This is a genomic window from Nocardiopsis sp. SBT366, assembly GCF_001083815.1.
Lineage (GTDB): Bacteria > Actinomycetota > Actinomycetes > Streptosporangiales > Streptosporangiaceae > Nocardiopsis > Nocardiopsis prasina.
The window spans coordinates 18,198-29,330 of record NZ_LAVM01000072.1; the positions used below are offsets into that span (position 1 = coordinate 18,198).

At 70.7% G+C, this 11,133-nt stretch carries 15 protein-coding genes; 9 read left to right on the plus strand and 6 right to left on the minus strand.

From position 1 onward, the window contains the following. Nucleotides 1-38: 38 nt before the first annotated feature. The 3 genes from ADX84_RS19725 to ADX84_RS26745 all read right to left on the minus strand — a co-directional run bounded on the left by ADX84_RS19725 (nt 39) and on the right by ADX84_RS26745 (nt 2,196). A complete protein-coding gene (locus ADX84_RS19725; protein WP_049577396.1) occupies nt 39-1,208 on the minus strand; it encodes an acyltransferase in 1,170 nt (389 codons plus the stop codon). A gap of 37 nt (nt 1,209-1,245) precedes the next feature. Further along, complete coding sequence (locus tag ADX84_RS19730; RefSeq protein WP_049577399.1) at nt 1,246-1,866, minus strand: TetR/AcrR family transcriptional regulator; 621 nt, start codon at nt 1,864-1,866, stop codon at nt 1,246-1,248. A gap of 87 nt (nt 1,867-1,953) precedes the next feature. Beyond that, nucleotides 1,954-2,196: a VOC family protein gene (locus ADX84_RS26745; protein WP_234004078.1), complete on the minus strand. Its 243-nt coding sequence runs from the start codon at nt 2,194-2,196 to the stop codon at nt 1,954-1,956. A gap of 246 nt (nt 2,197-2,442) precedes the next feature. On the opposite strand from ADX84_RS26745, the gene ADX84_RS19740 reads away from it, so the two are divergent. The 5 genes from ADX84_RS19740 (at nt 2,443) to ADX84_RS19760 (ending at nt 5,512) form a co-directional block, all read left to right on the plus strand. Beyond that, nucleotides 2,443-2,868, plus strand: coding sequence for a CrcB family protein (locus ADX84_RS19740; protein WP_049577402.1), 426 nt, complete (start codon nt 2,443-2,445; stop codon nt 2,866-2,868). Beyond that, entirely contained in the window at nt 2,865-3,227 is a 363-nt protein-coding gene (gene crcB, locus ADX84_RS19745) for a fluoride efflux transporter CrcB (RefSeq protein WP_049577406.1), read from the plus strand. The genes ADX84_RS19740 and crcB overlap by 4 nt, the downstream gene beginning before the upstream one ends. Before the next feature lie 27 nt (nt 3,228-3,254). Then, nucleotides 3,255-3,914 carry a bifunctional 2-polyprenyl-6-hydroxyphenol methylase/3-demethylubiquinol 3-O-methyltransferase UbiG gene (locus tag ADX84_RS19750; RefSeq protein WP_049577409.1) on the plus strand — a complete coding sequence of 220 codons (660 nt, stop codon included), beginning with the start codon at nt 3,255-3,257 and terminating at the stop codon, nt 3,912-3,914. Nucleotides 3,915-4,019: 105 nt separating this feature from the next. Further along, a complete protein-coding gene (locus ADX84_RS19755; protein WP_049577412.1) occupies nt 4,020-4,625 on the plus strand; it encodes a bifunctional 2-polyprenyl-6-hydroxyphenol methylase/3-demethylubiquinol 3-O-methyltransferase UbiG in 606 nt (201 codons plus the stop codon). Nucleotides 4,626-4,825: 200 nt separating this feature from the next. Then, a complete protein-coding gene (locus tag ADX84_RS19760) occupies nt 4,826-5,512 on the plus strand; it encodes an SRPBCC domain-containing protein (protein ID WP_049577416.1) in 687 nt (228 codons plus the stop codon). Nucleotides 5,513-5,773: 261 nt separating this feature from the next. On the opposite strand, the gene ADX84_RS19765 is transcribed toward ADX84_RS19760, so the two are convergent. Next, nucleotides 5,774-6,316, minus strand: a complete 543-nt coding sequence (locus ADX84_RS19765) for an NUDIX hydrolase (protein ID WP_049577421.1) — start codon at nt 6,314-6,316, stop codon at nt 5,774-5,776. Between the two features lie 420 nt (nt 6,317-6,736). On the opposite strand from ADX84_RS19765, the gene ADX84_RS26750 reads away from it, so the two are divergent. Both ADX84_RS26750 and ADX84_RS19775 read left to right on the plus strand, forming a co-directional pair. Beyond that, on the plus strand, nt 6,737-8,104 hold the full coding sequence (locus ADX84_RS26750; RefSeq protein ID WP_234004080.1) for a hypothetical protein: 1,368 nt from the start codon (nt 6,737-6,739) through the stop codon (nt 8,102-8,104). Between the two features lie 16 nt (nt 8,105-8,120). Then, the gene (locus ADX84_RS19775; RefSeq protein WP_049577447.1) at nt 8,121-8,387 is read left to right on the plus strand and encodes a hypothetical protein; all 267 of its coding nucleotides are present in this window, start codon (nt 8,121-8,123) and stop codon (nt 8,385-8,387) included. Between the two features lie 88 nt (nt 8,388-8,475). On the opposite strand, the gene ADX84_RS19780 is transcribed toward ADX84_RS19775, so the two are convergent. Next, nucleotides 8,476-8,886: a RidA family protein gene (locus ADX84_RS19780; protein ID WP_017543266.1), complete on the minus strand. Its 411-nt coding sequence runs from the start codon at nt 8,884-8,886 to the stop codon at nt 8,476-8,478. A gap of 81 nt (nt 8,887-8,967) precedes the next feature. On the opposite strand from ADX84_RS19780, the gene ADX84_RS19785 reads away from it, so the two are divergent. Further along, complete coding sequence (locus ADX84_RS19785) at nt 8,968-9,339, plus strand: helix-turn-helix domain-containing protein (RefSeq protein ID WP_017543265.1); 372 nt, start codon at nt 8,968-8,970, stop codon at nt 9,337-9,339. A 244-nt stretch (nt 9,340-9,583) separates the two neighbouring features. Here the strand turns inward: ADX84_RS19785 and ADX84_RS19790 are convergent, their stop codons facing one another. After that, a complete protein-coding gene (locus ADX84_RS19790; protein ID WP_049577425.1) occupies nt 9,584-10,246 on the minus strand; it encodes a helix-turn-helix domain-containing protein in 663 nt (220 codons plus the stop codon). Between the two features lie 111 nt (nt 10,247-10,357). Here ADX84_RS19790 and ADX84_RS19795 point away from each other — a divergent pair, with 111 nt between their 5' ends. Then, the gene (locus tag ADX84_RS19795; RefSeq protein ID WP_049577428.1) at nt 10,358-11,104 is read left to right on the plus strand and encodes an aspartate/glutamate racemase family protein; all 747 of its coding nucleotides are present in this window, start codon (nt 10,358-10,360) and stop codon (nt 11,102-11,104) included. The last annotated feature ends 29 nt before the right edge of the window (nt 11,105-11,133 follow it).

Below are 11,133 nucleotides of genomic sequence, written 5' to 3' on the forward strand. Positions count from 1 at the left end.
CCCGACCCTAACCCCGGGGTCCCGTCGCACACCTCGACTCAGAGGATCCGCCGGGCCCCCGGGAGGGACCGCACGGCGGCGGCCACCATCCAGCACAGCGGCACGGCCAGGGCGGCCATCCCGGCGAACTTGGCGAGGGCGCTGGCCTCCCACCCGCTCAGCGCCAGTCCGAGCGCGACCAGCACGAGGGCGTGCAGCACGTAGACCGCGAAGGCGTTGTCGGAGAGGAAGCCCAGAAAGCGGTTGCTCCGGTTGAACAGCCTCCGGAAGAGCACCAGCAGCGTCACCATCACGCCCGTGGCGAAGAGGGTCTCCGCCAGGAGTTGGGCGAGCACCTGCCAGCTACCCGGGGTCAGGGAGTCCACACCCAGGACCGCGACGGCCGTCCCCAGGGCGAGCAGACCCGCGACCGCCATGGTCGCCCCGCCCCACCCCGCCGAGTTCGGCAGTCGCATGAGCCAGTTGCGCCGGTACGCGAACACACCCACGCTGAACAGGGCCGCGTACTGGGGCAGGTAGCCGGGGCTGGGCAGCCCCACGACCGGCCAGTACGGCGCGGGGAAGGCGAACCGCCACACGAAGGTGACCACCGCCAGCCCCACCGCGAACAGCACGACCGGAACGAACCAGCGCAGCGGCTCGGAGTCGGCGGGTCGCGACACGTCCCTGTCCGCACCAGCGGGGGCGCGGCGCTCACGCAGGCCCCGGACCACCACGTAGACCAGGCTCATCACCAACAGGACCTCCACGAACCACATGGGTCCCGGGTCGATCCCGAACACGTAGAGCATCCAGTACGACAGCTCCGGGTCGGCGGCCAGCATGCCCGCGTGCGCGGGGGCCATGGCCAGGGGGCGCAGCAACAGCAGGAACAGCAGCAGTGGCACGCCCAGGCGGACCAGGCGTTCGCGGACGAAGGGGCGCCGTCCCCGGCGGTCCGCCGCCCCCGGGACGAAGTACCCGGCCAGCAGGAAGAACAGGCCCATGAAGAAGGTCTGGTTGAGGATCACGAACAGGTCCAACAGGCCGCCGGTGGGGTCCTGGGCGGGTTCGGTGTAGAACCACAGCGGGATGTTGCCGTAGGTGATGGCCACGTGGTGCAGGACCACCAGCACCGTCAGGAAGACGCGCAGGTTGTCGACGAAGAACAGGCGGGCCGTGGTGGCTGGTGGTCGGGTCGTGGCGGTCGTGGATGTTCGCGGTGTCATGGTGCCCTCTGTCCGGGTTGGGTGATCCCTGGGGCAGTCAGTCGGCTCGGGTGGCGCGGACCAGGAGTTCTCCCAGTTCGTCGGCGTGCGCGAGCAGGTCGTGGTCGGGGTGGACGCGCCAGTACTCGAACATCGCGTCGATGGACGACTGCTGGCTGACCGCCATCACGCGCACGTCGAAGTCGCGGAACTCACCGCTCTCCTGCCCGTGGCGGTAGAACGCCTCGAGGCCCTGGTAGAGCGGCTCGGCCTTGCGCCCTCCGAACCGGGAGCCGCCGTCGGCGTCGCGTGCGTGGATGAAGATCTGGGCGAGCGCGGCCATGCGGTCACGGTGTTCCAGCGCGTACTCGGCCACGCCGCGCACGTGGGCGCGCAACATCGCCTCGGCGTCGGACTGCGCCATGACCCGGGCGGCGACCGTTTCGGCGATCTCGGTGTAGACGCCCGTCACCACCTGGTCCATCAGCTCGTCCTTGCCGTCGAAGTGGTAGGAGATCACGCCCTTGCTGATCCCCGCGGTCCGGGCGATCCGAGCGAGGGGGGCGTTGGGATAGCCCGCCTCGGCGATGGTCGCCACCGCCGCCTCGATGATCTGCGCCCTGCGGGCCTCCTCGATGAAGGACCGCTTCTGCCCGTCTGGATAATTTTCTGACTGCATGGCCAGAATCCTATACGCGGGGCCAGGAATCCATGGGGGATGGCCCTGAACACCCCCCGAGCCGGACCCTGAGGGCTCTCGGTCCCCTCAGTCGTCGACCAGGCAGAACTCGTTTCCCTCTGGGTCGGCCAACACCACCAGGTCGGGGAGACGAGCCAGCACGGAGGCGCCCAGGGAGAGCAGGCGTTCGAGCTCGACACCGTCCCCGACCAGGTCCACGTGCACACGGTTCTTGGCCGCCCGGGGCTCGGGGACCCTCTGGAAGAAGAAGGACGGGCTTCCCGACGGGCCCTCCACCAGAACCAGGGGGTCGTCCTCGGGGTCGAGCACGCCCTCCGAACGGAGTCGGGCCAGCTCCCCCTCGTCGTAGGGCCACGGCGTACCCGTCCATAGCCGCGGCCCACAACCGGGCCAGCGAGGCGGGGTGACCGCAGTCCAGGACGATGTCGCGCATGAGTGCCATGGGCGCACCCCAGGCACGCGCGCACCGGGCCGCCTCGGGGTTATCTGCGCCCCACCGTTGTCGCCACCCGCACTGATCGGGCACGGCGGCCACGGCGGGTGCACAATGACCCCATGTCCACATCCGCACGGGGGTCGCTGCCGCCCTTGGTCGCCGCCGTGTCCGCCGGTGGGGCACTGGGCGCACTGTCCCGGCACGCCCTGGACGTGCTCTGTCCGCCCGCGGCCTCCGGGGTCTCCTGGACGATCCTGGCGATCAATGTCACCGGCAGCCTGCTGATCGGCCTGCTCATGGAGCTGATCGTGCACCGCTGGCCCGGGAACCACCTCGTCCGTCCCTTCTGGGGGGTGGGGTTCCTCGGCGGCTACACCACCTTCTCCGCCTACGCCACCGACGTGGTGACCGCCCTGGAGCGGGGCGCGCCACAGGTCGCGCTGACCTACCTCCTCCTCACGGTCGCCGGGGCACTCACGGCGGCTTGGGCGGCGTCCTCGTTGGCCCACCGGTTCCTCACACACGGAGGAGGGCGCAACCCGTGAGCGAGCTGCTGGTCGTTCTGGGCGCGGCCGTGGGAGCTCCCGTGCGCTTCCTCGTGGACCTGGAACTCAGACGACGGTTCGGTGAGGGCTTCCCCTGGGGAACCCTGGTGGTGAACGTGGCTGGCAGCCTGGTCCTGGGGGCGCTGCTGGCCCTCCCTCTGTCCCCCGAGCCGATGTCTCTGCTGGGCGTGGGGGTGTGCGGGGCGCTGACCACCTACTCCACGTTCGCGTACGAGACGGTCCAGCTCTGCCGAACCGGCTCCCGAGGGCGCGCCCTTGTGAACGTGCTGGCCCACCTGGGCCTGGGCGTGGGTGCTGCGTGGGCGGGTCTGACCGTGGTCGGGGCACTGCTGGGCTGAGCCGATCGTCCCGCTACTGTGGCCGACATGCCCTCGCTGACACCCGTGACCACCTGGTTGGACCGCCTCAACCAGCGGCATCCGTGGAGCCACAACGACCGCCTCGCCCCCTGGGTGGTGCGCCGGGTGGCGGCCAGCGGGGCGCGCGACGTCCTGGACGTGGGGTGCGGCACCGGCAACCTGGTGGCCCGCCTGCACCGACGCGTCGGCGAGGTCTCGGGACTCGAACCCGATCCGGCCAGCGCCGCCCGCGCCCGGGCCCGTTTCGCGGACGTCCCCGGGGTGACCGTCACCGAGGCCGGCTTCGCGGAGCGCGATCCCGACCGCCGCTGGGACGCCGTCACCCTGGTGGCCGTCCTGCACCACATGCCGCTGGAGGCGACGCTGCGTGAGCTGCGCGCCGCCCTGTCCCCCGGTGGACGGCTGGTGGTCGTGGGCTGCCACCGCGACGAGGGGTGGGCCGACCACCTCACCGCTCTGGTCTCCGTCGTGCTCAACCCACTGGTCGGTCTGGTCAGGCACCCGGCCGCCGTCACCGAACCACCCCCGCACATGAGAGCGCCCACCCTGGAACCGCAGTGGACCCTGGGCCGGATCCGCGCCGCGGTGGCCCAGGAGCTGCCCGGGGCCCGTGTACGCAGACGTCTGTTCTGGCGGCACACCCTCGTGTACGACCACCCCTCCTGATTTTTTGCTGTTCCCGCAACAAATCTTGCCGCACCGCCCGTGGTCGGGGCACCTTGGTGGTGGAGCGGGCCAACGGGCCCCCGCGAACCACCAAGGAGCACGAGCATGGACGCACAGTTCTGGGACGACAGGTACGGCAGCCGGGAACAGCTCTTCAGCGGCGACCCCAACGGCGTCCTCGTCGCCGAACTCGCCGACCTCCCACCCGGTCAGGCACTCGACGTGGGCTGCGGCGAGGGCGGCGACGCCCTCTGGCTGGCGCACAGGGGCTGGCTGGTCACCGGGGTCGACATCTCCGGTGTCGCCCTCGATCGTGCCGCCGCCGCGAGCGGCGAGGTCTCAGGCCGGGTCTCCTGGAAACGGGGAGACCTGACCACCACGCCTCCCCCTGCGGGCGCCTTCGACCTGGTGACCGTCCACTACTTCCCGCTCCCGCGCGAGCCCGAGCACACCGCCCTGCGCACCCTGCTCGCCTCCGTCGCCCCCGGCGGCACCCTCCTGTTCGTCGGTCACGACATTGCGCCCCTGCCCGAGCGACTGGCGGACGGCCACGCTCCCGGCGACTACTACCAGCCCGCGGAGGTGGCCGCGCTCCTGGACACCGACTGGACCGTCACCGTCAACGAGACCCGAGCCCGGGTGGCCCCCGCGCCCGAGGGGTCGCACCACACCCACGACACCGTCCTGCGCGCCCAGCGCACCCACTCCTGAGCTGGGCTGGTGACACCGTGCCGACCGGAGTAGCGTGGGAAACGGCGCGGTCCCGCGCCCAACCTCCGGCCCCGGCGCCCACGCTGTCGGCACCGCGGAGGTGAAGGGGCCCTGGAGTCCTCGGGGCGCCGGTCTGACGCACAGCCCTTCCGGAGGGCGACGGGTGCGTGGGTTGCGCCGTGTGCCACCGAGGAGCAGTCATGACCAGTCAGGAGCCCCTCAAGCAGAACGTGCGCGCTCGCATGGCCACGACCGGTGAGAGCCACACGGCCGCCCGGGCGCACCTGACCTCCGATCCCGCCAGCGACGCCGCGTCGGGGACGGGCGCCGCCACCATCCGCGACCGCGTCTCCGGCGCGAAGGTGGCCGACGCCACCGGCCGGGACTACGAGGCCTGGTTCGCCCTGCTGGACGCCTGGGGCGCCACCCCACGCACCCACACCGAGATCGCCGCGTGGCTGGTCGAGGAGCAGGGTGTGCCCGACTGGTGGGCGCAGACCGTCACCGTGGCCTACGAGCAGGAGCGCGGTCTGCGCGTGCCCGGCCAGAAGAAGGACGGCTTCGCCTCCAGCGCCAGCAAGACCGTGAACGTACCGGTCGAGCGGCTGTTCGAGGCTTTCGCCGACCCCGGCCTGCGCGCTCGCTGGCTGCCGGTCGAGGCGACCGAACGCACTGCGAAACCGGGCAGGCGCTTCACCGCCGACCTGCCCGAGGGCACCCGCATCGCCGTCACCTTCCAGGCCAAGGGCGACGCCAGGTCCTCGGCGGGGGTCGAGCACACCCGCTTCGGCAGCGCCGAGCGCGCAGCCGAGTGGAAGGCCCACTGGCGTACATGGCTGGCCGACCTCAAGAGAATCATGGAGGCGCAGGGCGAGTTTTCTGGTTGATCCTTCCACCCGTCGCCCGCCACCACCCTCAACGGACGCCTGCGGCGCGGTGCCCTCGCGTCACCACCAGGCCGCCTCTCGCCGCGCCGATGCAGCTCGGACAACCAACCCGGGCGGCCTCTGCTGTGCGACACCGCGGAGCTTGCGTAGCGGTGCACAGTAGCGGCACCTTCGCTCCACCACTTGCGAGAGATGGCCTGTGACGGCCGCTCGCGTCGGTGGCGCTTCGCCGCCACCGACGAGAGCAACCAAGAAGACGCCCTAGACCCACACGTAGTCGTCGTCGGTGACGGCGGGCAGCGCCGCGTCGGCGACGACCGCGTGGGGACTGGGCAGGGCCGCCAGTGCCGCGCCGATCAGCGGGAAGATCGGCAGGTCAGCGGTGTCCCGATGGTCGATCCACTCCACGACACCGATCTCGTGTCCGCCGTCGGGCTGCTCGTCGTACTCCTCCACGGCCAGCACCTCGCGTACCTCGGGCGCCACGTGCAGGCGGTGGATCAGGTGCAGCTTGCGTGGCGGTGGCGTGGGGCCGGGGCGGCTGACGCGCTGGTCGACCACCCACAGCAGTTCCGGTGCGGTGGCCTGGTGGGGGCTCAGGTCCAGTTCCTCGGCCAGTTCGCGCCGGAGCGCGGCCGTGAGGTCCTCGCCCGGCTCGACGTTGCCGCCCGGCGGTGTGTAGTGGACTGACCCGGGCCGGTCACGCCGGATCAGGGCCACCTCGCTACCGCAGAACACCAGCGCTCCCACACGGATCTTGACGCGGGAGAACGGCACGGGCTCGGTGGTGGGTGAAGTCGTCATGGAGGCCAGTATCGCGTGGGGCGCCGGGTCCGACCGGGTGGAGCGTGGGCCGGGCGACGTCGCCCGTCTCGGGCCGGTCCGAGACGGTTCCGAGTCTGCGGGGTCCACGGTCGACTCGGGCCTGTGTGCCCCTGGCTCCTCGTCTCGGTGGCGGTCGGACACAAGGAGGGCCGGAGACCGTACCACGGGCCGTCACCCCGCCGTGGCCCCACCCGAAAACCAGCCGTGAGCAGGGGGAACAGTTTCCCGGTGCTCGCGGTGGGTACATGGGGCGGACACGCTCTCATCAATCCCCACAACGGTGACTCGAGGGACTTTCCGAACTGGAGTCCGCTGTCCGAGCCGACCGTGCGAAACACACCCCCAAGAGGGCGCCGAGACCGCTGGGTGTGCCCAGCCACGCGGAAGGTTGTGGGAAAGGTGGATGAGAACACTCCAAGGACCGAGGGGAACACACGCGAGGACGCTTGGAACCCCTCGAAGGACCTCGCCTCGGAGGGCGTGGGCGCGGAAGCCGTTCCGGAGCCCCGCCGCGAGTCCGGCGGCCGCGTCGAGGGTAACGGTGAACCGGACGTCCTCCTTGAGGTCCCGAACCTGAAGGTCGACGAGATCGAACTCGAGGTCAACAACCTGGTGGCCTCCGTGTCGCTCCAGGCCGAGGTGCTGGACCTGCTCAAGCTGAAGGTGGGAGCGGACGTCGGACTCGGTCGCGTCCACCTGAACATCAAGGGCGTCGAGGCCGAGGCCCTGCTCAAGGTCAGACTCGACAACGTACGGGAGATCATCGGACGGGTCCTCAAGACCATCGACGAGAACCCGCAGGTGTTGGAACACGTGGCCCGGGGTGTGGAATCCAGCCTCGAAGAGGTGGGCAGCGGTGCAGGACAGGCTGTGGGAGCTCTGGGCGAGGGCGCCGGTGAAGCGGTCGAGGACGTTGGTTCGGGCGCTGGCAGCGCGGTGAAGGACGTCGGCTCAGGCGCCGGTGGCGCCGTGAGAGACGTCGGTTCGGGCGCTGGCGGAGCCGTGAAGGACGTTGGTTCGGGTGCCGGGAGCGCGGTGGAGGACGTCGGATCGGACGCTGGCAGTGCGGTGGGAGACGTCGGTAAGGTCGCCGGAGAGGCGGCCAAGGGCGTCGGTTCGAGTGCTGGCAGCGCCGTCGACGACGTCGGCCAGGTTGCCGGAGAAGCGACGGAGGTCGCCGGAGAGACGACCGAGGGCGTCGCTTCAAGCGCTGGCAGCGCCGTCAAGGAGGCCGCCGCGGGCGACGGGGATGCTCCGCAGGACGACGCATCCGGGACCGAGAACGCGGAGGACGCTCCGCAAGGCGACGGGGATGCTCCGCAGGACGACGCATCCGAAACCGAGAACGCGGAGGACGCTCCGCAGGACGACGGATCCGACACCGACGCTCCGCAGGACGCCGCCCCGGGCGACGGGGATGCTCCGCAGGACGACGCATCCGAAACCGAGAACGCGGAGGACGCTCCGCAAGGCGACGGATCCGAGACCGAGGCTCCGCAGGACGTCGATTCGGACATCGAGGACGAGGCACCCGACGATCCCTCGGGAGCCGAGGACGCGGACGACTCCGAGGCCCCGGCTGAGGATGAGGATGACGGCTCGATCCCCGAGGACGCGGTGCAATCCGTGGAAGCCGCCGCGAAGAGGGCGGAGGACGCCGCGAAGAGCGCCGGGGAGGCAGCGAGGAGCGCCGCGAACGTGTTGCGCAGTGCGGCGAAGTGGGCCGGTAACACGGTGAAGCGCAGCGGCGGCGGGGCCGACCAGTGAATCGGGGGTGAGAACCATCGGAGCCCGGAAGGAAACCGAGTACGACGTGGAGATCAGCGCGTCCGTGACCGCGGACGAACTGACCTTCCACGAGGCACCTGAGGTCGGATCCCAGCACCGGGGAAGCCCGCGGGCGGAGGGTACCTCCGGCAGCGACCGGTCGGGGCTTCCCAAGCCCGTCGAGACCGGGACCGTCTACGAGGACGTCCGCGTCGACTACCGGCTCGCGAGCCGGGTTCGGCCGCTCAAGGACGAACCCGAGGACGACGCCGAGGAGGAGTGACCAGTACCGCACACCGGTTCGCGGTGTGCGGCCACGGTGCCTGCTCAGGGTGGCGGCCCCGCTCTTGCGGAGCGGGGCCGTCGGAGTCTCAGTCCAGGACCGCGTAGGCCTCCAGCTCGACGAGGACGTCGGGCTCCCAGAGGTAGTCCACGCCGATCAGCGAGACGGGCGGAAGCGGGGTCGGCAGATTCAGCTCCTCGGTCACGTTCTCGATGCCCTTCATGAAGGCCTCGGCCTTGTTCGGCTTCCAGTCGACGGCGAAGAAGCGCAGGCGTACGACGTCGGAGAAGCTCGCTCCCGCACCGGCCAGGCCACGTGCGACGTGGCGCAGCACCACCTCGACCTGGCCGGTGAGGTCACCGGGGGCCAGGTGGTTGGCCTCGCCGTCGCGGGCGATCTGACCGGCCACGTGCACATGGCGGCTGCCGGTACCGATCGAGACGTGGTGGTAGGGAACGGGCTGGAACAGGCCTTCGGGGCTGAGCAGCTGCACGGTCATGGGAGGTTCCTCGAGTTGATGTTTTGCAGGTATCCCATGTCTACTAGGTGGCCAAAGGGAACCTCAACGAGACCAGGTATCATGCCGGAAACCACGCCCGCCCAGCCCGTCCCCCAGATCACCGCCGAGCACCGCGAACTGCTCGACCAGATGCTCGACAAGTGGTCGCTCCAGGTGCTGGACAGCCTGTGCGAACAGCCCCTGCGCTTCAACGGACTGCGCCGGGCGATCCCCGTCATCACCCAGAAGTCCCTCACGGCGACCCTGCGCCGACTGGAACGCAACGGAATGGTGGACCGGGTCATCGTGAGCACACGGCCGCTCGCCGTTGAGTACCGCATCTCGACACTGGGCAGGACGCTCCAGGACCTCGTCGACGCGCTCCTGCGCTGGACCACCGAGACCATGCCGGACGTCGAGCGCGCCCGGGAGAGGTTCGACGAACTGCCCTGAGGCGGAGCGGGCGGTCCATCACGCGCGGGCCCACGTGGTCGCGCCGGTGGCGAAAGCCCCGGGAGGACACCCACCACCTCGAATCGGAGTGGCTCGCAGCGGCCGGACCGTATCGCCGAGACGAATCGGTCGAAGAACGGCCGGGTGGCGGTCCAGCCGGGGCCTTCCTGGGCCTCTCTCCTCAGCGTCCGGGCAGCTGCCGCCCCCAGGAGCCGGGCGCCCGTGGTTCTCCGGGGCGCCGGGATCAGTCCAGGTTGAGCCAGATGGCCACGGCGTCCCGGTCTCCCTGGTTGGAGATGCGGTGCGGGGTGGTGGAGGGGTAGGTGATCGAGTCGCCCGGCCGCAGTTCGTAGGAGTCGAACCCGACGTCCACGGTGAGCACGCCACTGACGACGTTGCCGATCTCGTGGCCCCGGTGTCGCACGTACTCGGCGTTCTGGCTGGAGTAGGAACCCGGCGGGTACACGGACTCGAAGTAGTTCATGCCGGGGACCGGGCCCGGGGTCAGTCGGCGGTATCGCACCCCGTGGCCGAGTTCGAGGGTGGCCGCCTCCTCCCGCCGGGTCACCGCGACGCGGCCCACGGCGGCGTCGCCGGGTTCCCAGCGCGGACCGGGCGCCTCCCCCATGGGGGTGGTGTAGGCGTCGGGCGCGGCCGGCGCGCTCACCTCGGGGCCGAACACCGCGGCCATGGGCACGTTCAGCTCGCCCATGATCTGGTACAGCCGGGTCACCGAGGGACGCATCTTGCCGCGTTCGATCTGGGAGAGCGCGCTCGCGCTGATCTCCAGTCGTCCGGACAGCTCACGCAGGGACAGGCCGCGCGCGGTCCGTAGCTCGCGGATGCGTTCGCCGATCCTTCGTTCGTCGAACCGTGGGGGCGCGGGGTTCTCGGTGAAGTCAGCCATGGCGTGTTAAGTATAGATGCCGGTCTTGTGAAGTCATTGCTTTAAGAGGTATTGAAGTAATAGCTTCAAATGTGGGCGGGGTCACCCCCGCACGGCTCACGAAGGGACCGCATGCGCCTCCTGATCGTCAACGTCAACACCTCGACGGCCATCACCCGTGCCCTGGCCGAACAGGCCCGCGCCGTCGCCCGCCCCGGTACGGAGGTCGAGGCGCTCACCCCGCGCTTTGGCCCCGAGTCGGTGGAGGGCAACTTCGAGAGCCACCTGGCGGCCGTCGCCGTCATGGACCGTGTCATGACCTACGACCGCCCCTACGACGCCGTCATCCAGGCGGGCTTCGGCGACCACGGCAAGGAGGGCCTCCAGGAACTCTGCCCCACCCCGGTCATCGACATCACCGAGGCCGCCGCCCACACCGCCTGCCTGCTCGGCCACCGCTACTCCGTGGTCACCAGCCTGGACCGCACCGTGCCCATGATCCGAGACCGCCTCGCCCTGGCCGGACTCCACACCCGCTGCGCCTCGGTACGGGCCAGCGGCCTGGGCGTGCTCGAACTGGAGCGCGACCCCGCCGCCGCGGCGCGCGCCGTCGCCCACCAGGCCCGAGCCGCCGTCGAACAGGACGGCGCCGAGGTGATCGTCCTCGGCTGCGGCGGCATGGCCGGAATGGAACTCACCCCCGAGGCCACCGCGGGCGCCCCCGTCGTGGACGGCCTGACCAGCGCCGTCGCCCTGGCCGAGTCCCTGGTGACCCTCGGCCTGACCACCAGCCGGGTGCGCAGCTTCGCCGCGCCCCGCCCCAAGACCGTCACCCACTGGCCGCTGAGCCCCGCGCTCGGAGGTCCCCACCACCCCTGACCCCTCCCGGAGGAGCACAGGCTCATGGA

Coding starts and splice junctions, on each gene's coding strand:
- ADX84_RS19725 (WP_049577396.1), bottom strand. CDS start 1,208: ATGACACCGCGAACATCCACGACCGCCACGACCCGACCACCAGCCACC.
- ADX84_RS19730 (WP_049577399.1), bottom strand. CDS start 1,866: ATGCAGTCAGAAAATTATCCAGACGGGCAGAAGCGGTCCTTCATCGAG.
- ADX84_RS19740 (WP_049577402.1), top strand. CDS start 2,443: ATGTCCACATCCGCACGGGGGTCGCTGCCGCCCTTGGTCGCCGCCGTG.
- ADX84_RS19750 (WP_049577409.1), top strand. CDS start 3,255: ATGCCCTCGCTGACACCCGTGACCACCTGGTTGGACCGCCTCAACCAG.
- ADX84_RS19755 (WP_049577412.1), top strand. CDS start 4,020: ATGGACGCACAGTTCTGGGACGACAGGTACGGCAGCCGGGAACAGCTC.
- ADX84_RS19760 (WP_049577416.1), top strand. CDS start 4,826: ATGACCAGTCAGGAGCCCCTCAAGCAGAACGTGCGCGCTCGCATGGCC.
- ADX84_RS19765 (WP_049577421.1), bottom strand. CDS start 6,316: ATGACGACTTCACCCACCACCGAGCCCGTGCCGTTCTCCCGCGTCAAG.
- ADX84_RS19780 (WP_017543266.1), bottom strand. CDS start 8,886: ATGACCGTGCAGCTGCTCAGCCCCGAAGGCCTGTTCCAGCCCGTTCCC.
- ADX84_RS19785 (WP_017543265.1), top strand. CDS start 8,968: ATGCCGGAAACCACGCCCGCCCAGCCCGTCCCCCAGATCACCGCCGAG.
- ADX84_RS19790 (WP_049577425.1), bottom strand. CDS start 10,246: ATGGCTGACTTCACCGAGAACCCCGCGCCCCCACGGTTCGACGAACGA.
- ADX84_RS19795 (WP_049577428.1), top strand. CDS start 10,358: ATGCGCCTCCTGATCGTCAACGTCAACACCTCGACGGCCATCACCCGT.